Source organism: Humibacillus xanthopallidus, from assembly GCF_044793955.1.
Classification (GTDB): domain Bacteria; phylum Actinomycetota; class Actinomycetes; order Actinomycetales; family Dermatophilaceae; genus Humibacillus; species Humibacillus xanthopallidus_C.
On the sequence record NZ_CP084995.1, the window covers coordinates 3,336,141 to 3,357,417 of the forward strand.

General features: G+C 70.9%; 22 protein-coding genes. 5 read left to right on the plus strand and 17 right to left on the minus strand.

Annotated elements, in window-relative coordinates; genetic code table 11:
• Window positions 1–44: 44 nt before the first annotated feature.
• Window positions 45–464: an NAD(P)-dependent oxidoreductase gene (locus LG278_RS14945; RefSeq protein WP_404388083.1), complete on the minus strand. Its 420-nt coding sequence runs from the start codon at window positions 462–464 to the stop codon at window positions 45–47.
• A 61-nt stretch (window positions 465–525) separates the two neighbouring features.
• Here LG278_RS14945 and LG278_RS14950 point away from each other — a divergent pair, with 61 nt between their 5' ends.
• Window positions 526–1,104, plus strand: coding sequence for a TetR family transcriptional regulator C-terminal domain-containing protein (locus tag LG278_RS14950; protein WP_404388084.1), 579 nt, complete (start codon window positions 526–528; stop codon window positions 1,102–1,104).
• Window positions 1,105–1,143: 39 nt separating this feature from the next.
• Here LG278_RS14950 and LG278_RS14955 read toward each other — a convergent pair whose 3' ends face one another.
• Both LG278_RS14955 and LG278_RS14960 read right to left on the minus strand, forming a co-directional pair.
• Entirely contained in the window at window positions 1,144–1,452 is a 309-nt protein-coding gene (locus LG278_RS14955; protein ID WP_404388085.1) for a hypothetical protein, read from the minus strand.
• Window positions 1,453–1,487: 35 nt separating this feature from the next.
• A complete protein-coding gene (locus LG278_RS14960) occupies window positions 1,488–2,453 on the minus strand; it encodes a class I SAM-dependent methyltransferase (RefSeq protein ID WP_404388086.1) in 966 nt (321 codons plus the stop codon).
• Between the two features lie 47 nt (window positions 2,454–2,500).
• Between LG278_RS14960 and LG278_RS14965 the strand changes: the two genes are divergently transcribed.
• Window positions 2,501–3,106 (plus strand): helix-turn-helix domain-containing protein, encoded by a 606-nt coding sequence (locus tag LG278_RS14965; RefSeq protein WP_404388087.1) that lies wholly within the window; start codon window positions 2,501–2,503, stop codon window positions 3,104–3,106.
• Here LG278_RS14965 and LG278_RS14970 read toward each other — a convergent pair.
• The gene (locus LG278_RS14970) at window positions 3,097–4,875 is read right to left on the minus strand and encodes a 3-hydroxyacyl-CoA dehydrogenase family protein (RefSeq protein WP_404388088.1); all 1,779 of its coding nucleotides are present in this window, start codon (window positions 4,873–4,875) and stop codon (window positions 3,097–3,099) included. The two genes, LG278_RS14965 and LG278_RS14970, sit on opposite strands and share 10 nt — an antisense overlap.
• A 101-nt stretch (window positions 4,876–4,976) precedes the next feature.
• On the opposite strand from LG278_RS14970, the gene nucS reads away from it, so the two are divergent.
• Window positions 4,977–5,672, plus strand: a complete 696-nt coding sequence (nucS, locus tag LG278_RS14975; RefSeq protein WP_404388089.1) for an endonuclease NucS — start codon at window positions 4,977–4,979, stop codon at window positions 5,670–5,672.
• A gap of 3 nt (window positions 5,673–5,675) precedes the next feature.
• On the opposite strand, the gene LG278_RS14980 is transcribed toward nucS, so the two are convergent.
• The 4 genes from LG278_RS14980 to murA all read right to left on the minus strand — a co-directional run bounded on the left by LG278_RS14980 (window position 5,676) and on the right by murA (window position 10,031).
• Window positions 5,676–6,014 (minus strand): hypothetical protein, encoded by a 339-nt coding sequence (locus LG278_RS14980; RefSeq protein WP_404388090.1) that lies wholly within the window; start codon window positions 6,012–6,014, stop codon window positions 5,676–5,678.
• 19 nt (window positions 6,015–6,033) lie between these two features.
• Window positions 6,034–8,052, minus strand: a complete 2,019-nt coding sequence (locus tag LG278_RS14985) for a protein meaA (protein ID WP_404393668.1) — start codon at window positions 8,050–8,052, stop codon at window positions 6,034–6,036.
• A 103-nt stretch (window positions 8,053–8,155) separates the two neighbouring features.
• On the minus strand, window positions 8,156–8,542 hold the full coding sequence (locus LG278_RS14990) for an STAS domain-containing protein (RefSeq protein WP_404388091.1): 387 nt from the start codon (window positions 8,540–8,542) through the stop codon (window positions 8,156–8,158).
• A 208-nt stretch (window positions 8,543–8,750) separates the two neighbouring features.
• Complete coding sequence (gene murA / locus LG278_RS14995) at window positions 8,751–10,031, minus strand: UDP-N-acetylglucosamine 1-carboxyvinyltransferase (protein WP_404388092.1); 1,281 nt, start codon at window positions 10,029–10,031, stop codon at window positions 8,751–8,753.
• A gap of 41 nt (window positions 10,032–10,072) precedes the next feature.
• On the opposite strand from murA, the gene LG278_RS15000 reads away from it, so the two are divergent.
• Complete coding sequence (locus LG278_RS15000) at window positions 10,073–10,705, plus strand: cob(I)yrinic acid a,c-diamide adenosyltransferase (protein WP_404388093.1); 633 nt, start codon at window positions 10,073–10,075, stop codon at window positions 10,703–10,705.
• A gap of 131 nt (window positions 10,706–10,836) precedes the next feature.
• On the opposite strand, the gene LG278_RS15005 is transcribed toward LG278_RS15000, so the two are convergent.
• Window positions 10,837–11,274, minus strand: coding sequence for a DUF2550 domain-containing protein (locus LG278_RS15005; RefSeq protein ID WP_404388094.1), 438 nt, complete (start codon window positions 11,272–11,274; stop codon window positions 10,837–10,839).
• Window positions 11,275–11,283: 9 nt separating this feature from the next.
• Window positions 11,284–11,565 carry a F0F1 ATP synthase subunit epsilon gene (locus tag LG278_RS15010; protein ID WP_141818946.1) on the minus strand — a complete coding sequence of 94 codons (282 nt, stop codon included), beginning with the start codon at window positions 11,563–11,565 and terminating at the stop codon, window positions 11,284–11,286.
• A 129-nt stretch (window positions 11,566–11,694) separates the two neighbouring features.
• Between LG278_RS15010 and LG278_RS15015 the strand changes: the two genes are divergently transcribed.
• Window positions 11,695–12,132 (plus strand): DUF6918 family protein, encoded by a 438-nt coding sequence (locus LG278_RS15015; RefSeq protein ID WP_404388095.1) that lies wholly within the window; start codon window positions 11,695–11,697, stop codon window positions 12,130–12,132.
• 54 nt (window positions 12,133–12,186) lie between these two features.
• Here LG278_RS15015 and LG278_RS15020 read toward each other — a convergent pair whose 3' ends face one another.
• From LG278_RS15020 to LG278_RS15050, 7 genes are all read right to left on the minus strand, one after another.
• Window positions 12,187–13,608: an NAD(P)/FAD-dependent oxidoreductase gene (locus LG278_RS15020; protein ID WP_404388097.1), complete on the minus strand. Its 1,422-nt coding sequence runs from the start codon at window positions 13,606–13,608 to the stop codon at window positions 12,187–12,189.
• 162 nt (window positions 13,609–13,770) lie between these two features.
• Window positions 13,771–15,573: a hypothetical protein gene (locus LG278_RS15025; protein ID WP_404388099.1), complete on the minus strand. Its 1,803-nt coding sequence runs from the start codon at window positions 15,571–15,573 to the stop codon at window positions 13,771–13,773.
• Between the two features lie 52 nt (window positions 15,574–15,625).
• Window positions 15,626–17,086: a F0F1 ATP synthase subunit beta gene (gene atpD / locus LG278_RS15030; RefSeq protein WP_404388101.1), complete on the minus strand. Its 1,461-nt coding sequence runs from the start codon at window positions 17,084–17,086 to the stop codon at window positions 15,626–15,628.
• A gap of 27 nt (window positions 17,087–17,113) precedes the next feature.
• Entirely contained in the window at window positions 17,114–18,055 is a 942-nt protein-coding gene (locus tag LG278_RS15035) for a F0F1 ATP synthase subunit gamma (protein ID WP_404388103.1), read from the minus strand.
• A 129-nt stretch (window positions 18,056–18,184) separates the two neighbouring features.
• The gene (gene atpA / locus LG278_RS15040; RefSeq protein ID WP_404388105.1) at window positions 18,185–19,816 is read right to left on the minus strand and encodes a F0F1 ATP synthase subunit alpha; all 1,632 of its coding nucleotides are present in this window, start codon (window positions 19,814–19,816) and stop codon (window positions 18,185–18,187) included.
• 69 nt (window positions 19,817–19,885) lie between these two features.
• Window positions 19,886–20,698 (minus strand): F0F1 ATP synthase subunit delta, encoded by an 813-nt coding sequence (locus tag LG278_RS15045; protein ID WP_404388107.1) that lies wholly within the window; start codon window positions 20,696–20,698, stop codon window positions 19,886–19,888.
• Window positions 20,698–21,276: a F0F1 ATP synthase subunit B gene (locus LG278_RS15050; RefSeq protein WP_404388108.1), complete on the minus strand. Its 579-nt coding sequence runs from the start codon at window positions 21,274–21,276 to the stop codon at window positions 20,698–20,700. Before LG278_RS15050 ends, LG278_RS15045 begins: the two co-directional genes overlap by 1 nt.
• Window position 21,277 lies beyond the last annotated feature (1 nt).

A 21,277-nucleotide genomic window follows, 5' to 3' on the forward strand; every position in this document is an offset into this window, starting at 1 on the left:
GGTCCGGCGACGAGGGCGACGAGCTCGCCGCGCTCCGCCGGGAGTCAAGAGCCCGAGACCGGCGCCTCGACGTAGTCACCGCCAGCCGCCACGATGTCTCGCGCGAGCGCCGTGGAGAACTCGGGCGAGGTCGTGCCGAGGTGCACCACGGTGCGCCCGGCGACCATGGCCGCGAAGCCCTCGCTCCCCCGTTGCAGCACCTCGTCCACGGCGCTCTCGTCGGCGAGCATCAGCAGCACGACGTCGCTGGCGGCAAAGACGGCCGCAGGTGACTCCTCGACCACGGCTCCCAGGTCTGCCAGTGACGCTGCGCCGGCGGGAGACCGGTTCCACACGTGGAGAGACACTCCCGCGCGACGGAGGTTGGCGGCCATGGGCCGGCCCATGATCCCCAACCCGATGAATCCCACTCTTGTCTCCGCCACGACGACCTCCCGGACCCGGTTGACTATGACGTCTGTCATAGTAGCCACGTCATCATGACAGGTGTCATAGTCGAGTCGGCTCGAACTTCGGAGAGGTGGCATGCCAGCCAGCAACCGCAACCCCCGCGCGCGCATGGTCTATGCGACCGTGCAGCACCTGCGACGGGGCGGCGTCAGTGGGACCGGTCTGCGGCAGGTCGTCACCGACGCCGAGGCCCCTCGCGGGTCGCTGCAGCACTACTTCCCCGGCGGCAAGGACCAGCTCGTCACCGAGGCCCTCGACTGGGCCGGCACCTGGGCAGCGGCACGCGTCGAGGAGCACCTCTCACGGATGCGGCGACCGACGCCGAGCCGCCTCTTCACCGCCGTCGTCGACGACTGGGCGGCCGACCTCGAGGCGCGTGACTTCGCCCGGGGCTGTCCGGTCGCCGCTGCCGTCGTGGACTGCGCCGACTCCAACGAGGCAGTGCGGCGCGCCGCCGACCGCGCCCTTGAGACCTGGCGGCTCCCCCTCACCGCGGCCCTCGTCGCCATGGGCCGCCCGCGCCGTCGGGCCGAGTCGCTCTCGACCCTGATGCTCTGCGCGCTCGAGGGGGCCATCCTGCTGGCCCGCGCCCGTCGCGACACCTCGCCGCTGCGTCTCGTCGCCCGCGAGCTCGCACCGACCCTCGACGCCTGAGACGAACGGCACCCACGAGCACAGGCGGGTCGCCACTGGTCAGCGGTAGGCGTTGCCGGGCGGCCGGGCGTCACGGCGCTGCCAGCACCCGGTGTGCCAGTGCCGGCGGTCCCCCACTCCCCCGACGCCCTCGGCGGGCCACACGACGACGTGGGGCAGGCCGGGCGGGATGTCCTGCTGGCACCCGGGGCACAGGTAGGGCCGCGTCGCCGACGCCCCCGTGACGGCGCGCACGGTCCAGCGCCCACCGGCATACGAGTCCTCTCGCGTGGCGCCGCCCTGGATGCGCGTCACGTCGAGCGGCACGTGCTCGCGAGCGTGCTTGCTGGGTCGGCGACGTGAGGGCATGGGCCCATTGTCCGCCATCGCCGTATGCCGTCCGGTCAGGCCCGCGCGAGGGTCACCGTGCGCACGCCCCGCAGGTGCAGGTCCGTGCGTGTCAGGAGTGCGTGCGGGCCGTCGTCGGTGAGCAGCGCCGCGAGGGTGCGCTCGTCGTCGGCGTCGAGGCGGCCGTCGAGTCCGTGCGCCAGACGGGCAAACCAGCCTCGGGCGTAGCGGCCGGCGAGCGGGTGGGCAGGTGAGCGCTCGTCGATCGCCATGTCGTGCTGGTCGACGACGCTCCAGCCCGACTCGTCGAGCACGGTCGACCACGGCGAGCCCAGGGTCGGCACCGCCTCCGCGTGCACCTCCGAGAGCAGGCCGAGCACCCGGGTCTCGAAGCCCGGGCGACCGGTGCCCAGGTCGTCGGGCAGGAAGCGCAGCGGCTCGTCGAACTCGGCGATCGCGACGATGCCACCGGCTCGGGTGATGCGGCGCAGGCCGCTGAGCGAGCGGGCCGGCTCAGCGAGGTGGTGGAGCGACATCGAGGCCCAGGTGAGGTCGACCGGACCAAGGTCGGGCCACCCACCGTCGAGGTCTGCCTCGAGCGTGCGCACCCGCTCGCCGAGGCCGGCGGCCTTCGCCTTGGTGTCGACTCGAGCCAGTGATGAGGCGGAGACGTCGACGGCGACGACGACGGCTGCGGGCAGGCGCCGAGCGAGTCCGAGCGCCCCCGTGCCCGTGCCGGCTCCGAGGTCGACAACGCGTAGCGGCGAGGTGCGGTCGGTGCCCGACTCCGCGATGACCGCCGTCACCAGGTCGAGGGCGGAGTCCCAGTAGCCGTGCAGCACCTCGCCGTCGAGGTCGAGCAGGTCGGCGCCGCCGTCGTCGGAGGCCGCCGCTCCAGGGTCGTGGGCATGGGCATGGACGTGGGTGACGGCATCGGCGCGGGCGTCGGCGCGGGCTGCAGGGTCTGCTGCGGGGTCATGGGCGTGGTCGTGCAGCGTGTCGTGGTCGCGGGAGCTCGTCATGTCTTCACGGTAGGTCGACCTTGCGCGGGTGACGTACAGTCTTGCCGATGACGCAAGATGTGGACCTCGACGCCGTGATCCGGGCGCGCGTGCGCAGCCTGCGCCTCGCCCGCGGATGGTCGCTCGATGCCCTCGCCGCTCGGTGCAACCTCAGCCCGTCGACGCTCAGTCGCATCGAGACGGGGCACCGACGCATCGCCATCGACCAGCTGGCCCGCATCGCACGCGCGCTCGGCACGAGTCACGACCAGCTCGTCGACCTGAGCAGCGACGACGACGTCGTGATCCAACCCCGCCAAGACAGCGCCCGGGGCCGCACGACCTGGTTGTTGACGCGTGACGACGAGCCGCAGGGGCTCGTGGTCGCCAAGATGCGGATCACGGCCCGACTCCACACCGGTCCGCTCGGCGTGCACCAGGGGCTCGAGTGGTTCACCGTGCTGTCGGGCACCGCCCGCCTTCAGCTCGGCGAGAGGGTCGTGCTCGTCGAGGAGGGCGAGTCAGCGCAGTTCTCGACGATGGTGCCGCACGCGATCACCGCGGCGGAGGGCCCGGTCGAGATCATCGTCGTGCTGGACCGCGACGGCCGCCGCGCCCACCTCGACACGACCTCGGGCGACCTCACGTCGCCCCCGCTGCCCGATCAGGGGTAGGTGCGGAAGCCGCGGCCCGTCTTGCGGCCGAGGTAGCCCGCCGCGACGAGGTGCTCCAGCAGGGGTGCCGGGGCGTAGCCGCGCTCGCGGAACTCGAGGTAGAGCTCGCGCTCGATGGCGAGCGAGACGTCGAGACCGACGACGTCGAGCAGCTCGAACGGACCCATCGGCAGGCCGCAGCCGGTCTTCATCGCCGTGTCGATGTCGTCGGCCGTCGAGTAGTTGGCCTCGAGCATCTTGACGGCGTCGTTGAGGTAGGGGAACAGCAGCGCGTTGACGATGAAGCCGGCGCGGTCGCCGCACGTGACCGGGTGCTTGCCGATCGTCGTGCAGAGCTGCTGCACCGTCGCGACGACGTCGTCGGCCGTCGAGACGGTGTGCACGACCTCGACGAGGCGCATGATCTGGGCGGGGTTGAAGAAGTGCATGCCGATGACGTCCTCGGGCCGCGACGTCGCCGCGGCACACTCGACGACGGGCAGCGAGCTCGTCGTCGTCGCGAGGATGGCACCCGGGCGGCAGATCCGGTCGAGGCGCCCGAAGAGCTCGCGCTTGACCTCGAGGTCCTCGACGACGGCCTCGACGACGAGGTCGACCTCGGCGAGGTCCTCGAGCCTCGTCGTGCCGCGGACATGGCTCAGGGCGGCCTCGCGCTGCTCCTCGGTGGCCTTGCCGCGGACCACGGCCTTCTCGAGGCTCTTCTCGACGGCGGCACGCACCGAGTCGACCTTGGCCTCGCTGCGAGCCACGACGATCACGTCGAGGCCAGCCTTGGCGAAGACCTCGACCATGCCTGTCGCCATGGTGCCGGACCCGACGACACCGACCGTGCGGATGGGCCGGGTCGCGGAGGCCGCAGCCGCCGCGACACCCGGCGTCAGCGCGTCGTCGACGACCTGCGAGCTGCCCGGAGCGGCATACGTGTAGAAGCCGTGGCCGCTCTTGCGGCCCTTGAGGCCGGCGCTCACCATCTGCTTGATGATGGGGCTCGGCGCGTGCAGCCGGTCGCGGCCCTGCTTGTACATCGTGTCGAGGATCTCGTAGGCCGTGTCGAGGCCGATGAGGTCCATCAGGGCGAGGGGGCCCATGGGGTAGCCGCAGCCAAGTTTCATTGCGGCGTCGATGTCCTCGCGCGTCGCATACTTGCTCTCGAACATGGCGACGGCGTGGTTGAGGTAGCCGAAGAGGAGGGCGTTGGCGATGAAGCCGGCCTTGTCGCCGACGATGACCGGCTTCTTGCCGAGCCGCTCGGCGAGGGCCTTGACCTCCTCGAAGATCTCGTCGCTCGTGATGACGGTCTTGATGACCTCGACGAACTGCAGCACGGGGGCGGGGTTGAAGAAGTGCATGCCCACGACGCGCTTGGGGTTGATCGTGGCGACGGCGATCTCGGTGACGGGCAACGAGCTCGTGTTGGTCGCGAGGATCGCGTCGTCGGAGACGATCGCGTCGAGGCGAGCGAAGATCTCCTTCTTGAGGTCGAGGTGCTCGGGCACGGCCTCGACGACGAGCTGGCACTCCTTCAGGTCTGCCATGTCGCTCGTGAACTGCACCCGCGCGTGGAGAGCGGTCTGGTCCTCGGCACTCAGCTTGCCGCGGGCGACGGCCCGGTCGGTCGAGTGCTCCAGGACGCCCCTGCCCTTCTCGACCGCCTCGTCGGTCACCTCGACCGCGACGACCTCGATGCCGTTGCGGGCAAAGACCTCCACGATGCCGGCACCCATGGTGCCGAGTCCGATCACGCCGACCTTGGTGAAATCACGAGCCATGCGTGGAGTCTCCCAGAGCCCGTCTGCCGCTCACACCCGTTGGGCGCGTGACGCTCCCCACCCCGGTCGGCCGCCGGCCCGCGTCATCTAGGGTGGACGCCGTGCGTCTCGTCATAGCCCGCTGCAGCGTCGACTACGACGGCCGCCTCACCGCCCACCTCCCCTTGGCGACCCGGCTGCTCGTCGTCAAGGCCGACGGCTCGGTGCTCGTGCACAGCGACGGCGGCTCCTACAAGCCGCTCAACTGGATGTCACCGCCGTGCACCATGGCCGAGATCGACCCGGACGAGGCGCAGGCCGCCGAGGGTGTGGTCGCCGTGTGGCGCGTGCAGCACGCCAAGAGCGAGGACCGCCTCACGGTGCTGCTCCACGAGGTGGTGCACGACTCCGCCCACGAGCTCGGTGTCGACCCGGGTCTCGTCAAGGACGGCGTCGAGGCCCACCTGCAGCGGCTGCTCGCCGAGCACATCCACACCCTCGGCCACGGCTGGTCCCTCGTGCGCCGCGAGTACATGACGGCCATCGGCCCGGTCGACATCCTGGCCAGGGACTCGACCGGCACGAGCGTCGCCGTCGAGATCAAGCGGCGCGGCGAGATCGACGGCGTGGAGCAGCTGACCCGTTACCTCGAGCTGATGAACCGCGACCCCCACCTCGCGCCCGTGACCGGTGTCTTCGCCGCCCAGCAGATCAAGCCCCAGGCGCGCACCCTCGCCGAGGACCGCGGCATCCGCTGTGTCGTGCTCGACTACGACGCGCTCAAGGGCATCGACGACGCGGAGTCCCGCCTCTTCTGACGCTCAGGTGAGCGGTTGGCGTGTCAGCCCGTCAGCATCGACGAGCACCAGCACCGGCTGCACCTCGCCGCCACCGCGCACGACGACGGCGGTCTCGCCGCGGTGTCGGTCGACGATCTCCTCGAAGCCGCTGGTGCCGTCGGCGAGGTCCCCGTGGCCGAGGTGTGAGGGCACGCCGAGGTCGTCGGCCAACGACTCGACGGGGCCGGTGTCGGGAACGTCGTCCGCGGCATACACGGCCGTGACCTTCTCGCGGCCCAGGGACGAGGCCAGCCAGGCCACGTCCCCCAGTCCGGGAGGGTTGACGACGATGATCCGGGCGGCGCACTGCAGATCGCTCACCCTTGCACCGTACGCCGACTCACGCGGGAGCGACCTCGAGATCGGCGAGACCGCGTGAGCGTCGGATGACCCCGACGAGCTCGCCCATGATCTCGTTGAGCCCGAAGTCCTTGGGGGTGAAGACCATCGCCACTCCCGCGGCGCGCAGGGCGGCGGCGTCGCTCTCGGGGATGATGCCGCCGACGATGACTGGCACGTCGCCGGCGCCGGCGGCGCGCAGACCGCGCAGCACGTCGGGAACGAGCTCCATGTGCGAGCCGCTGAGGATCGAGAGCCCGACGAGGTGCACGTCCTCGGCGACCGCGGCCGCGACGATCTGCTCCGGCGTCAGGCGGATGCCCTGGTAGACGACCTCGAACCCGGCGTCGCGGGCGCGAACGGCCACCTGCTCGGCGCCGTTGCTGTGCCCGTCGAGGCCCGGCTTGCCGACGAGGATGCGCAGCTTCTCCCCGAGCTCGTCACCGGTGCGTGCCACGAGGTCGCGCACCCGACCGAGCGCATCGCCCGGCTCCGAGGAGCTCACGCCGACAGACCCCGAAACGCCTGTGGGAGCACGGAACTCACCGAACTCCTGCCGCAGCGCACCCGCCCACTCGCCCGTCGTCACCTCGGCGCGCGCGCATTCGAGCGAGGCAGCCACGAGGTTGGCCCCCGAGGCCGCGTCGGCGCGCAGGCGGTCGAGCGCAGCCGCGGCCCGGGCCCGACGCTCCGGGTCGGCATCGCGCCGCTCGCGCCAGGCACGCACGGCGTCGGCTGCGGCGCGCTCGACACCGGCGTCGACGGTCTGGATCGCGGTGTCGAGGTCGGCGGTCAGGGGGTTGGGCTCGGTGCTCTGGAAGCGGTTGAGGCCCACGACGACCGACTCCCCCGACTCGATGCGTCGGCGCCGCTCGGCGTGTGAGGCCACGAGGGCCGACTTCATGTAGCCCGACTCGACGGCGACCACGGCACCGCCCAGCTCCTCGATGCGCGCCATCTCCTCGCGCGCGCCCTCGACGAGCTCGGCGACCTTGCGCTCGACGACGACCGAGCCGGTGAAGAGGTCGTCGTACTCCAGCAGGTCTGACTCGTAGGCGAGCACCTGCTGCATGCGCAGGCTCCACTGCTGGTCCCACGGGCGCGGCAGCCCGAGAGCCTCGTTCCAGGCGGGCAGCTGCACCGCGCGGGCCCGGGCGTCCTTGGAGAGCGTGACCCCGAGCATCTCGAGCACGATGCGCTGCACGTTGTTCTCGGGCTGCGCCTCGGTGAGGCCCAGGCTGTTGACCTGCACGCCGTAGCGGAAGCGTCGCGCCTTGTCGTCCGTGACGCCGTAGCGCTCGCGGGTCAGCTCGTCCCAGAGCTGCACGAAGGCGCGCATCTTGCACATCTCCTCGACGAAGCGCACGCCGGCGTTGACGAAGAAGGAGATGCGCGCGACGACGCTCGCGAACTCGTCAGCCGGCACCTGGCCCGAGTCGCGCACCGCGTCGAGCACGGAGACGGCCGTCGACATCGCGTAGGCGATCTCCTGCACGGGCGTCGCGCCCGCCTCCTGCAGGTGGTAGCTGCAGATGTTGATCGGGTTCCACTTCGGGATCTCGCGCACCGTGTAGGTGACCATGTCGGTGATGAGCCGCAGCGAGGGCCCGGGCGGATAGACGTAGGTCCCCCGCGAGAGGTACTCCTTGATGATGTCGTTCTGGGTCGTGCCGCCCAGGGCGCGCACCCACTGCGCCGGGTCCTCACCTGCCGCCACGGCCTGGCGCTCGGCCGCGACCTGGTAGAGCGAGAGCAGCCACATCGCCGTGGCGTTGATGGTCATCGAGGTGTTCATCTCGCGCAGCGGGATGTCGGCGAAGAGGGCCTCCATGTCGCCGATGTGGCTGATCGGCACGCCGACCTTGCCGACCTCGCCGCGGGCCAGCGGGTGGTCGGGGTCGTAGCCCGTCTGGGTCGGCAGGTCGAACGCGACCGACAGGCCGGTCTGCCCCTTCTCGAGGTTGCGCCGGTAGAGCGCGTTGCTCGCCGCGGCACTGGAGTGGCCGGCATACGTCCGCATGACCCACGGACGATCAGGCGTCACAGGGACGCGCGATGCCGGCGTGCTCTCCGTCGAAGACATGCCCCGACGGTAGTGCGGCCCATCGCCGGGGGGCAGGTGCTCAGGCGGTGAGAGGCGCCACAGTCAGGGCGGTGACGTGGTCCCCCGTGGCCACCGCGTCGTGACGCGGGGCGATGAGGCGCTCGAGGCGGCAGGCCCGGAGCAGGCGGGTCGTGCGGTCGCTGGCGTCGATGAGGACCAGCCGGCGGCCGGCGCGGGTGGCGCGCCGGTGCAGGTGGACGATCACGCCGAGCCCGGTCGCGTCGCCGATCTCGGCGGCACCGACGTGCAGTCTCACCTCACCCGTGCCGGCGACGATGACCGCGTGGATCACGTCTCGCACGTCCGGGACCGAGTGCACGTCGAGACGACCCTCGATGGTGACATCGTGGCCGTCGGGGGCGTCGACCACCCGAATCGGACCCCTGCAGTGGGTGTGCAGCGTCATGTTGACCCCTCTCAAACGCTGTGCCGTCACTCATGATGACGCCTCGGCGTAGCGGAACGTTGCCCGTAGGAGTCAAGAAACGGTCAAGAAAATACGAACTTCTCGCGCAGGACTGCACGCAGACCGCACGGAGACGCCGGTATGCCGACCGGCGCGACCCAGCCGGACGGCATACGGGCGCTCGTGGTGCGTGGCGTCGGGACGCCGATCACTCGAACCAGGTGTCGTCGGGCTCGCGGGTGACGTCGGCTCCGAGCGCCTGCATAGCCTGCTCGAACCGGGGGTAGCCGCGGTCGATGTGGTGCACCCCGCTGACGAGCGTCTCGCCGTCGGCGACGAGCCCGGCGATGACGAGGGCCGCCCCGGAGCGGATGTCGCTGCTCTCGACCGGCGCCCCCGAGAGCAGCGGCACGCCGTGCGTCATGACGTGGTGGCCGTCGATCTGCGCCTCCGCCCCGAGACGTGCCAGCTCCTGCACCGTGCGGAAGCGAGCCTCGAAGAGGTTCTCGGTGACCATCGCCGAGCCGTCGGCCACGACGTTGTAGGTGAGGGCGAAGGGCTGCAGGTCGGTGGGGAAGCCGGGGTAGGGCAGGGTGGCCACGTCGAACGCGAGCGGGCGCTCGTCGGCTGTCACCCGGAACCCGCGGTCGGTCACCTGCACCGTGCAGCCGGCCGCCTCGAGGGCCGCGAGCGGCGTGCGCAGGTGGTCGGCCACGCCGCCGACGACCTCGACGTCACCGCGGGTCGTCGCCGCGGCGAAGGCCCACGTGCCCGCCGCGATGCGGTCGGGCACCACGGAGTGCTCCGTGGGCGAGAGCCGGTCGACGCCGTGGACGACGAGGCGCGACGTGCCGGCGCCCTCGATGCGTGCTCCCATCGACACGAGCATCTCGGCGATGTCGACGATCTCGGGCTCCTTGGCGACGTTGTCGATCCGCGTCGTGCCCCGGGCGAGGACCGAGGCCGTGAGCACGTTCTCGGTCGCCCCGACGCTCGGGAAGTCGAGCCGGATGTCGGCTCCCGTGAGGCCGTGAGGGGCCTCGGCGACGAGGTAGCCGTGCGTCACGTGGACGGTGGCCCCGAGCGCCTCGAGTCCGGCGGCGTGCAGGTCGAGGCCGCGCGAGCCGATCGCGTCACCGCCCGGGACGGCGACGTCGGCCAGGCCGACCCTCGCGACGAGGGGGCCGAGCACCGAGATCGAGGCCCGCAGGGCGCGCACCAGCTCGTAGTCGGCGCGGTGGCCGAGCTCCTCGGGCACGTCGAGCACGACGGTGCCGGTCAGCGGGTCGTCGTCGACGGTCACACCGAGGCGGCGCAGCAGCTCGGCCATGATCGCCACGTCGGCGATCGCCGGGACGTTGGTCAGGGTCGTGCGGCCTGCAGCGAGGAGCGCCACCGCCATCAGCTTGAGGGCGCTGTTCTTGGCGCCGACGACGGCGACCTCGCCCGACAGCCGGGCTCCCCCCACGACACGGAAGCGCTCTCTCACCCGGCAACCCTACCGATCGGCCCTGGTGAGAGAGTGGCCCCATGGTCAACCTGACGAGGATCTACACGCGCACCGGCGACGACGGCACGACGAGCCTCGGCGACTTCTCGCGCACGAGCAAGACCGACGTGCGGCTGCACGCCTATGCCGACACCAACGAGGCCAACGCCGCCATCGGGGTCGCCATCGCCTGCGGTGACCTGCCCGACGAGGTGCGCGCGACCCTGCAGCGGGTGCAGAACGAGCTCTTCGACGTCGGCGCCGACCTGTCGACACCGTTGCGCGAGAGCTACGACTACCCGCCCCTGCGGGTCGAGCAGCCGTGGATCGACGACCTCGAGCGCGACTGCGACCACTACCTCGAGCAGGTCGAGAAGCTGCGCTCCTTCATCCTTCCCGGTGGCACCGCCGGCTCGGCCCACCTGCACGTGGCGACGACGGTGGTGCGCCGGGCGGAGCGCTCGACGTGGGCCGCCATCGAGCACCACGGCACGGAGGCGGCCGGCGACACGGGCGTCGGCGGCATCAACGCGCTGACCGCGACCTACCTCAACCGGCTGTCCGACCTGCTCTTCATCCTCGCGCGGATCGCCAACAAGCAGATCGGCGGCGACATCCTCTGGCAGCCCGGCGGGGGTCGCGTCGAGAGGCCCACCAAGCGCGCCAAGGCCTGACCTGACCGGGGTGGCTGAGCCAGTCACCCGCAACACACCGAGAAGTCGTCAACTCCACGTGGTGTGCCCCGTGGGGTTGGCAACTGCTCGGTGTGTTGCCGGATCGGGGTTGGCGTGCTGGTGCCTCGTCGTCAGGCGACGTTGACGTTGTAGCCGGGGGGTGCGGCTTCCTGCCAGGAGCGCAGCGCCGTGTAGTCGGGGCCCTGCAGGGCCAGCTCGAAGTCGTCGCCGCCGTCGGTGCACGGCACCCGGTAGGCGTCTGGCAGCACCGGGATCGCGTCGGCGCCACCGAGGTGCACGGGCGCGTCGAGCAGCAGTCGCTGGCGGACCCAGCGGTGCCGCGGGCGCAGCGAGACGCCCCCGAGGGTGAACCACTCGAGGGCGTTGTCGCCGAACCGGATGAGCCCGAGGCGCCAGCGGTCGGTGCCGGCCGGGCGCATCGCACAGAGCGTCAGCGGCAGGCCGCCGGCGATGTAGCGGCGGCGCAGGTAGGTCGTGGCGAGCACGACCGCCGCGATCAGGATGAGCGTGCCGATCACGATCTCGGTGGAGACGAGAGCGGACGGCACGCGCGAGCCTCAGTTGCCCGTGACCTGCAGCGAGGAGGCGTCGACGTGCTCAGCGACGATCGTCACCACGTCGGAGTCGACCGACAGGAAGCCTCCGTCGACGGTGACCGTCTGGCGCTGGCCGTCGACCGACTCGATGCTGACGTCGCCCTCGACGAGGATGCCGAGCAGGGGCGTGTGGCCGGGCAGGATGCCGAGCTCTCCAGAGATGGAGCGGGCGCGCACGAACCGCGCCTCTCCCTCCCAGACCTTGCGGTCGGCTGCGACCATCTCAACCTTGAGCGAACTCACGTTGTCCTCCGGATCGTGGGGGTGTCCTTGGAAGTTTAGTGCCTCTGCGAGGATGCTCCGTACTCGCCGTCCATCGCAGCGGACGAGCGTCGCTCGACATCCGTCACGCCACCTCCAAGGAGCACCTCTGTGAGCACCACCGTGTCCGAAGCCCTCCTCGAGCCGACCCGTCGCCCGGTCGCCGTCGCAGCCCTCACCGAGGTCATCGACGCCGAGGTCGCCGGCAAGTCGGGCTTCGGCGGCGCAGCCGTCAAGGCGGGCTACGCGGCTGCGAAGAAGCTCGGCGGCGACTTCGTCACGAGCGCCACCGACCGCCTGCTGCCGCAGTTCGCCTCGGCCCTCGACCCCTTCTGGGCCACGAAGGGCGAGCAGCCCTTCGGCGCGCACCTCGCGAGCCAGCCCGACGCCGCTGCCGATGCGCTGCTCGCCGTCACCGACGCGAAGGCCGCCGGCACCTCGCACGGCGCCGCCGCCAAGGTCTACGGCTCCCTGCGGGGCAAGGCCAAGGACCACGTCGTGGCTGCCCTGCCCCGGCTGGGCTCAGCTGTCGAGCGCGTCGTCGCCTGACGGGCGTCCGGCACCCTCGCGAGCCAGACTCCGCCGGTATGCCGTCCGGCGGGCTCAGGCGCCCCGCTCCCCCTGCACCTGCGGCTGGGGCTCGCGCTCCGAGGGCGCCTCGTGGGGTCGGTCCTTGGCGAGGCGAGGCAGCTGCGGTGCGAACTCCTCGCCGAGGTCGGAGATCGCCTGTCTGGCGAAGACCTGCTGCTCGGTGACCACCCGCTCCGACCGGCCGCGCCCGATGAAGGTGACGATCCAGTGCAGGAGCGTCGTGATGCGGTGCTTGAAGCCGATGATGTAGACGAGGTGCACGGCGAGCCAGAGGATCCAGGCGAAGAAGCCGCTGAACTGCGCCTTGCCGACCGAGGCGACGGCCGAGAAGCGTGAGATCGTTGCCATCGAGCCCTTGTCGAAGTACTCGAACGGGCCCTTCGGCTCCTGCCCCTTGAGCCGTCGGACGATCTGGTCGGCGGCGTAGCGGCCTCCCTGGATCGCCACCTGGGCCACGCCCGGGAGGCCCTTGAGCGACATCATGTCTCCGACGACGAAGACCTCGGGGTGGCCGGGGAGGGTGAGGTCGTCCTGCACCTGGATGCGTCCGGCGCGGTCGACCTCGGCACCGGTCTGCTCGGCGAGCATCCGTCCGAGGGGTGAGGCGGCGACGCCGGCGGCCCAGACCTTGCACACCGACTCGATGCGCTCGCGGTTGCCGTCGGGGTGCTCGACCTCGATGCCGGTCGAGTCGACGTCGACGACCTTGGCGCCGAGACGCACCTCGACACCCATCTCGGTGAGGCGGCTGACCGCGCGGTCACCGAGCTTCACGCCGAACGAGCCGAGCACGGCAGGGGCCGCGTCGAGCAGGATGACGCGGGCCTTGGTGGGGTCGATGCGCCGGAAGTCGCGCTTGAGCGTGCGGCGCGCCAGCTCGGAGATCTGACCGGCCATCTCGACGCCGGTCGGACCGGCACCGACGACGACGAACGTCATCAGCCGCTCGACCTCGGCGGGGGTCGAGGCGAGCTCGGCGAGCTCGAACGAGCCGAAGATGCGTCCGCGCAGCTCGAGCGCGTCGTCGATCGACTTCATGCCCGGGGCGTGGCGCGAGAAGTGGTCGTTGCCGAAGTAGGACTGGCCCGCGCCGGCCGCGACGATGAGGGTGTCGTAGGGCGTGACGCTCTCGCGCCCGACCGTGGAGTGGGTGACGGTGCGCGACTCGAGGTCGATGTCGGTGACCTCGCCGAGCAGCACCGTGGCGTTCTCCTGCCGGCGCAGCACCTCGCGCGTCGAGGGAGCGATCTCGCCCTCGGACAGGATGCCGGTGGCGACCTGGTAGAGCAGGGGCTGGAAGAGGTGGTGCGTCGTGCGGGCGATGAGGGTGACGTCGACGTCGGCGCGCTTCAGCTTCTGCGTGCTGAAGAGACCGCCGAAGCCGGAACCGATGACCACCACCCGGTGTCGGGGCTGCTGGGTGGACGTGCTCACGTGGTGCTCCTTGCTCCTTGTCGTTCATGGTCGGTCGTGCGCGACGTCGTCGTCGGTGGTGCGGTCACCGTGGTCAACACGGCGGTCGGCGAGAACCATGCCCGGGCGAGCCGGCGTGCGCACGCGTGTGACCGACTCCACACGCCCTCTCCAGTGTCGCGCTCATCCGGCGTTCCTGCGCAACACGACCAGCGTCGACGTCGAGGCCGACGGGCTGTAGCGGGCCTCGACCCAGGCGCGCAGCGGGTCGCCCGCCGGGGCCGAGGCACCGCCGCCGGCACGCCACCAGCCGGCCGGGCGCACGACGCAGTCGGGCACGACCTGCCGCTCGTCGAGCCACTGCACGACGTGCGAGGTGCTGGGTCCGAAGTCACCGAGCCACGTCACGGGGGTCGCAGAACGCACGTCACCCATGAGGTATGCCGCGGGGTAGCCGATGGCCAGCACGCTCGATCCCGCCGTGGCGCAGGACCTCAGCGCCGCCTGGGCCACCCCCACCTCGGCCGCGCGACGATCGGTCGTGAGCAGGCCGGCATACGCCCCCTGCGGTGCTGCGGTGTCGAGCCGGCCCAGCGGACCGTCGCGGAAGCTCGTGGCCGTGTGGGAGGCGACGAGGGCGACGAGGACCACTGCCCCGACACCGGCTGCGGTCCACCCGGTGACGTGTCGCGAGCTGACGCGCGGTGCTGCCGGTGCTCGAGTCACCGGAGCCCGGAGCCGGGTGAGACCGGTGAGGGCGGAGGCGGTCACGGCGAAGACGGCGGGCGCGAGGCAGGCACCCACTGCGCCCCACGTCGGTGACGAGGACGTGAAGGCCGCGATGACCGGTGCGCCGATGACCGTCGGGGCGGCGCCGATGGTGAGCAGGCGCAGGGCAGCTCCCCGCAGGAGCGCAGCGGTGACGATGGCGGCCGGCAGCAGCACCAGCGTGAGCACGAGGGCCAGCACCGGGCTGAGCCACGAGCCGACGGAGAAGGTGGCCGCCGCCGCGTCCCGCGTCAGGCCGTGGGCCGCGGTGAGCGCGACGGCCGCGAGCAGCAGCGGGCCTGCCACGACGCTCCGGCGCCACAGGGCGACCGCGGCGGCCACCCCGAGGCCGAGCGCGACGAGGACAGCGGGGTGCGTCAGCTCCCCGCCGAGGTAGGCGAGCCACGCCTCGAGCCGGGTCAGCCGGTCGACACGCTCGCCTTGGTAGTCGGCCGTGAACGCCAGGGTCTCGCGCACGTGGTCGAGGCCCCAGAGCCAGCCGGCGAGGCCGGCGACGACGAGCGCGGCACCGGCAGCACCGGCGGTCAGGCCGGCGCGCACCCGGCCCCGGGACCACCCGAGGCTGAGCAGCAGCAGGGCCGCCCCCGCGGGGGCCGTCACGGGGTGGCTCACGGCGCCCAGCACGGCCGCCGCTCCCCCGAGCACGGCCCACCTCACGGCCGACTGTGGCCGCCCCGACATCTCGGCCGCCCCCGACGCCCCCGCCGCAGTCTCCGGCGTCTCCGGCAACGACCCGCGGGCGATGGCGCCGACGGCGCTGCTCGCGGCCACGAGGTAGAGCAGCGCCGGAGTCGTGTTGTAGCCGACGAGCTGCAGGTTGTAGGCGGTGGGCACGACTGCTGCCACGGCTGCCACGCCGCTGGTCAGGCGACCGAGGGAGCGGGCGACGGCCCGCCAGGCCAGCGCGGCCACCGCGAGCGTGAGCACGACGAAGAAGACCCGCGAGGCGAGCACGACGCCCGAGACGCCCACGACGTGCAGCCATCCCCACACGAACGGCACGGCCGGCCAGGCGCCGAGCACCTGGAGGTTCATCTCGTCGCGGAAGGGCTGGTCACCGCGGGCGAGCCGCATCGCCAGCTCGACGGCGTGCGTGCCGTCACCGAGGTCGAGCCCGAGCCGGGCCCGAGCGATGAGCGCTCCGGCCACGACGAGCATGAGGATCGGGATGGCGAGACGACGAACGGGGAGGGCCACAAGGGCACCTCCCCGTCGTCGGGTCGAACCGGTCACTCCGGTCGCCGGGTGATCAGAGGTTCTTCTGGATCTCCGACCACTGACGCTCGACGTCGTCGAGGCCACCACACATGTAGAAGGCCTGCTCGGCGACGTGGTCGTACTCGCCGTCGGCGATCTTGGTGAAGCCCTCGATCGAGTCGGCGAGCGACACGGTCGAGCCCTCGATGCCGGTGAACTGCTTCGCGACGTAGGTGTTCTGCGACAGGAAGCGCTGGATGCGGCGGGCGCGGTTGACGAGGATCTTGTCCTCTTCGGAGAGCTCGTCGATGCCGAGGATCGCGATGATGTCCTGCAGCTCCTTGTTGCGCTGGAGGATCGACTTGATGCGCACGGCCGTGTTGTAGTGGTCGGCCGTGATGTAGCGCGGGTCGAGGATGCGCGACGTCGACGACAGCGGGTCGACGGCCGGGTAGATACCCATCGACGCGATGTCACGCGAGAGCTCGGTCGTCGCGTCGAGGTGCGCGAAGGTCGTGGCCGGGGCCGGGTCGGTGTAGTCGTCGGCCGGCACGTAGATCGCCTGCATCGAGGTGATCGAGTGACCACGCGTCGAGGTGATGCGCTCCTGGAGCGTGCCCATCTCGTCGGCGAGGGTGGGCTGGTAGCCCACGGCGGACGGCATACGGCCGAGGAGGGTGGAGACCTCGGAGCCGGCCTGCGTGAAGCGGAAGATGTTGTCGATGAAGAGCAGCACGTCCTGGTTCTGGACGTCGCGGAAGTACTCCGCCATCGTCAGGGCCGACAGGGCGACGCGCAGACGCGTGCCCGGCGGCTCGTCCATCTGGCCGAAGACGAGAGCGGTCTGTCCGAGGACGCCCGCCTCCTCCATCTCGACCATGAGGTCGTTGCCCTCACGGGTGCGCTCGCCGACACCGGCGAACACCGACACACCACCGTGGTCGCGGGCCACGCGGGCGATCATCTCCTGGATGAGCACCGTCTTGCCCACGCCGGCGCCGCCGAAGAGGCCGATCTTGCCACCCTGGACGTAGGGCGTCATGAGGTCGATGACCTTGATGCCGGTCTCGAACATCGTGGTCTTGGACTCGAGCTGGTCGAAGGCCGGAGCCTTGCGGTGGATGCCCCAGCGCTCCTTGACCTCGAGCGTCTCGCCCTCGGCGAGGTTCATGCACTCACCCGTCGTGTTGAACACGTGGCCGAGCGTCACGTCGCCCACCGGCACGGTGATCGGGCCGCCGGTGTCCTGCACCGACGAGCCGCGCACGAGGCCGTCGGTCGGCTGGAGCGAGATCGCGCGGACCATGCTGTCACCGATGTGCTGGGCAACCTCGAGGTTGATGTTCTTCGTCTCACCGGCGAGGGTGACCTGGGTGGTGAGCAGGTTGTACTGCTCGGGCATCGAGTCGGCCGGGAACTCGACGTCCACGACCGGGCCGATGATGCGGGAGATGCGTCCGACGCCGCCCTCGGGCGGGGCCGTCCACTGGGTGTCGCTGACAGTTGCAGTCATGGTGGTCTGCTTCCTTACCTGTGGGCGTTACTTCTTGGCGTCCGCGAGGGCGTTGGCGCCGCCCACGATTTCGCTGATCTCTTGGGTGATACCGGCCTGGCGGGCCTGGTTGGCGAGGCGCTGGTAGGTCTTGATCAGCTCCGTCGCGTTGTCGGTTGCCGACTTCATCGCGCGCTGGCGGGCAGCGAGCTCCGAGGCCGACGAGCTGAGCAGGGCGGTGTAGATCCGGTTGCGCACGTACTTCGGGAGCAGCCGGTCGAGCACCTCGGAGGCGCTCGGCTCGAAGTCGTACTCCGGAGCGATGGTGCCCTCGTCGTAGGTCTGCACCGAGAAGTCGAGACCGCGGTCGCTGTCTCCCTCGGTGTCCTTGTCGACGACCTCGAGCGGCAGCAGGCGCAGCACGTGCGGGTCCTGGCGCACCATCGAGCGGAAGCGGGTGTAGACGAGGTGGATCTCGTCGTGCCCGCCCTCGGCGAAGTCCTTGAGGAAGTCGGCGGTGATCCGGTCGGCGATGTCCTTGGCGTTCTCGAACGTCGGGGCGTCGGAGAAGCCGCTCCACTCCTGGGCGTACTCACGCTTGCGGAACTTGTAGTAGCTGACCGCCTTGCGACCGACGAGGTAGGGCACGACCTCCTTGCCCTCGCTCTCGAGGAGGGCGACGAGCTCGGCAGCGCGCTTGAGCGCCGCCACCGAGTAGGCACCGGCGAGACCGCGGTCGGCCGTGATGATCACGACGCCGGCGCGCTTGGCCTCGGCGTTCGACGTGGTCAGCGGGTGGTCCTCGTTGGTGTTCGTCGCGACCGCGCTCACGGCCCGGGTCAACGCCGTGGTGTAGGGCATCGCCTCGGTGGCCCGCTGCCGGGCCTTGATGACGCGCGCCGCCGCAATCAGCTCCATCGCGTTCGTGATCTTCTTGATGGAGTTGACGGACTTGATGCGCTGGCGGTAGATCCGCATCTGCGCTCCCATGCGCTCCGCCTCTCTTGGTCGGTGTGGGGTGTGGGCGTTCGGTCGGCGACAGCCGTTCCGGTATGCCGTCCGGCGGGGCACCCGCGTCACGCGCGGGCGGGTCCGGTCAGGACGGCATACCGGATCGGGTCACCTGGTCTTGACGATCCGGGCCTGGTCGATGTCGGCGTCGTCGAGCTCCTCGACGTCCTCCTGGCCGGCCTGCAGGCCGTCGCGGCCGGTGCCACGGAAGGTGAACTTCACGTCGTCGACGGCCTTGCCGAGGGCGTTCTCGGTGTCCTCGTCCAGCTTCAACGTCTCGCGGATCGTCTGGAGGATCTTGCCGTCGCGGCGCAGGGTCTCGAGCAGCTCCGCCTCGAACGGGCGGATGTCCTCGACGGCGATGTCGTCGAGCTTGCCCGTCGTGCCGGCCCAGACCGAGACGACCTGTTCCTCGACGGGGTACGGGTTGCTCTGCGGCTGCTTGAGCAGCTCGACGAGGCGCGCACCACGGGCGAGCTGGGCTCGCGAGGCGGGGTCGAGGTCGGAGGCGAACATCGCGAACGCCTCCATGGCGCGGAACTGCGCGAGGTCGAGCTTGAGGCGCCCGGCGACCGACTTCATCGCCTTGATCTGCGCGGCACCACCGACTCGCGACACCGAGACACCCACGTCGATGGCGGGGCGCACGTTGGCGTTGAAGAGGTCGGCCTGGAGGTAGATCTGGCCGTCGGTGATCGAGATGACGTTGGTCGGGATGTAGGCCGAGACGTCACCCGCCTTGGTCTCGATGATCGGCAGACCGGTCATCGAGCCGTGGCCCAGCTCGTCGGAGAGCTTGGCGCAACGCTCGAGCAGACGCGAGTGCAGGTAGAAGACGTCACCCGGGTAGGCCTCGCGGCCCGGCGGACGGCGCAGCAGCAGCGACACGGCGCGGTAGGCCTCGGCCTGCTTGCTCAGGTCGTCGAAGACGATGAGGACGTGCTTGCCCTGGTACATCCAGTGCTGGCCGATGGCCGAGCCGGTGTAGGGGGCGAGGTACTTGAAGCCGGCCGAGTCGGACGCGGGGGCAGCGACGATGGTGGTGTACTCGAGCGCGCCGGCCTCCTCGAGGGTGCCGCGGACCGACGCGATCGTCGAGCCCTTCTGGCCGATGCCGACGTAGATGCAGCGCACCTGCTGGTCGGGGTCGCCCGACTCCCAGTTGCGCTTCTGGTTGATGATCGTGTCGATCGCGACCGTCGTCTTGCCGGTCTGGCGGTCGCCGATGATGAGCTGGCGCTGGCCACGGCCGATCGGGGTCATCGCGTCGATCGACTTGATGCCCGTCTGCAGCGGCTCGTGCACCGACTTGCGCTGCACGACGTTGGGCGCCTGGAGCTCGAGGGCACGACGGCCCTCGGCCTCGATGTCGCCCAGACCGTCGATCGGCGTGCCGAGCGGGTCGATGACGCGACCGAGGAAGGCGTCGCCCACGGGGACCGAGAGGACCTCGCCCGTGCGCTTGACGACCTGTCCCTCCTCGATGCCGGAGAAGTCACCGAGGATGACGACACCGATCTCGTGGACGTCGAGGTTGAGCGCGAGGCCCAACGTGCCGTCCTCGAACTGCAGCAGCTCGTTGGTCATGGCCGAGGGCAGACCCTCGACGTGGGCGATGCCGTCGCCGGCGTCCGTGACGCGGCCGACCTCTTCGCGGGAGGCCGTGCCGGGCTCGTAGGACTGGACGAACGAGTCCAGCGCGTCCCGGATCTCCTCCGGACGGATCGAAAGCTCCGTCATGTCAGATCTTCTCCTCGGTTTCGACCCGCGTGCGGGTCGGTGGTTTCTCTAAGAGCTGGGGGTTGGTGCTCAGGCACCCATGGCGCGGCGGGCCGCGTCGAGCTTGCGGATGACGGTGCCGTCGATGACCTCGTCACCGATCTCGACCTTGATGCCGCCCAGGACCCGGGGGTCGACGACGGTGTTGACGTGGACGGTGCCGCCGTAGATGGCCGACAGCCCCGCCGCGAGGCGGGAACGCTCCTGCTCACCCAGCGGCACCGCCGAGATGACGGTGGCCGTCTGCTGCTCGCGGCGGGTGGCCGCGATCTCGAGGTACTCACGCACGGTGGTGTCGAAGCGACGCCCCCGCGGCGCGGCGACGGCCTGACGTGCGAGCACCTGGGTCTGCGACGTAGCCCGGCCCTCGAGCAACGAGGCGACCAGCGCGGTGCGGCGCTCGGCCGAGGCCGAGGAGTCCGACAGTGCGGAGCGCAGGTCGGTGTCGGCGGCGACGATCCGTTCGAAGCGGAAGAGCTCGTCCTCCACCTGGTCGGCGCTGCCCTGGGACTCGGCATCGGCGATGACGGCCTCCACGGCATACCGCTCCAGGGTGTCGGAGAGGTCACGCTCGGAGCTCCATCGCTGGCTGACGACGCCCTTGAGCACGACGAGCGCCTCGGCGCCCACCCTGCTGGCGAAGAGCCGCTCGGCGAGGTCGGTCTTGCGAGCACCGTCGTGCGACGGGTCGGCGACCGCGCGACGCAGGGTCACGTTGCTGTCGAGCAGGGCGACGACGGCGAAGAGCTCCTCGGCCAACCGCGAGCGGTCGGCACCGGCAGCGAGCACACCGGTGAACGCCTCGCGGCTCCCGACCGCAGCTGCGCGTGAGGATCCCTGCATCAGGCGTCTCCGACCTTCTCGCGGACGACGTCGCCCGACTCGAGCTCGGCGAGGAAGCGCTCGACGATGTTGCGCTGCCGGGCCTCGTCCTCCAGCGACTCACCGACGATGCGGCCCGCGAGCTCGGTGGACATGCGGCCCACGTCGCCACGGAGCGAGACGACCGCCTGCTGGCGCTCGGCCTCGATCTGCTTGTGTGCCGTCTCGGTGATGCGCGAGGCGTCGGCCGCGGCCTGCTCACGCATCTCGGCGATGATCTGCGCGCCCTGGGCCTTGGCGTCCTCACGGATGCGCGAGGCCTCCGCGCGTGCCTCGATCAGCTGCGCCTGGTACTGCTCGAGGGCAGCCTGGGCCTGCGCCTGGGCCTCCTCGGCCTTGTTCATCCCGCCCTCGATCGCCGCGGTGCGCTCGGCGTAGATCTGCTCGAGTCGCGGCACGACCTTCTGCTTGACCACGACGTAGAGGAGCGCGAAGGTGGCGAGCCCGAAGAAGAACTCGAGCGGGTGCGGGATGATCGGTGCCGCGGTGGCCCAGAAGCCCTCTTCGCCGCCTTCGGCGAACACGAACGATGCTTGCATG

Excerpts from the sequence above, each read along its gene's own strand:
- LG278_RS14945 (WP_404388083.1), bottom strand. The coding sequence starts at position 464 with ATGACAGACGTCATAGTCAACCGGGTCCGGGAGGTCGTCGTGGCGGAG.
- LG278_RS14950 (WP_404388084.1), top strand. The coding sequence starts at position 526 with ATGCCAGCCAGCAACCGCAACCCCCGCGCGCGCATGGTCTATGCGACC.
- LG278_RS14955 (WP_404388085.1), bottom strand. The coding sequence starts at position 1,452 with ATGCCCTCACGTCGCCGACCCAGCAAGCACGCTCGCGAGCACGTGCCG.
- LG278_RS14960 (WP_404388086.1), bottom strand. The coding sequence starts at position 2,453 with ATGACGAGCTCCCGCGACCACGACACGCTGCACGACCACGCCCATGAC.
- LG278_RS14965 (WP_404388087.1), top strand. The coding sequence starts at position 2,501 with ATGACGCAAGATGTGGACCTCGACGCCGTGATCCGGGCGCGCGTGCGC.
- LG278_RS14970 (WP_404388088.1), bottom strand. The coding sequence starts at position 4,875 with ATGGCTCGTGATTTCACCAAGGTCGGCGTGATCGGACTCGGCACCATG.
- LG278_RS14985 (WP_404393668.1), bottom strand. The coding sequence starts at position 8,052 with ATGCGGACGTATGCCGGCCACTCCAGTGCCGCGGCGAGCAACGCGCTC.
- LG278_RS14990 (WP_404388091.1), bottom strand. The coding sequence starts at position 8,542 with ATGACGCTGCACACCCACTGCAGGGGTCCGATTCGGGTGGTCGACGCC.
- LG278_RS15000 (WP_404388093.1), top strand. The coding sequence starts at position 10,073 with ATGGTCAACCTGACGAGGATCTACACGCGCACCGGCGACGACGGCACG.
- atpD (WP_404388101.1), bottom strand. The coding sequence starts at position 17,086 with ATGACTGCAACTGTCAGCGACACCCAGTGGACGGCCCCGCCCGAGGGC.
- LG278_RS15035 (WP_404388103.1), bottom strand. The coding sequence starts at position 18,055 with ATGGGAGCGCAGATGCGGATCTACCGCCAGCGCATCAAGTCCGTCAAC.
- atpA (WP_404388105.1), bottom strand. The coding sequence starts at position 19,816 with ATGACGGAGCTTTCGATCCGTCCGGAGGAGATCCGGGACGCGCTGGAC.
- LG278_RS15045 (WP_404388107.1), bottom strand. The coding sequence starts at position 20,698 with ATGCAGGGATCCTCACGCGCAGCTGCGGTCGGGAGCCGCGAGGCGTTC.
- LG278_RS15050 (WP_404388108.1), bottom strand. The coding sequence starts at position 21,276 with ATGCAAGCATCGTTCGTGTTCGCCGAAGGCGGCGAAGAGGGCTTCTGG.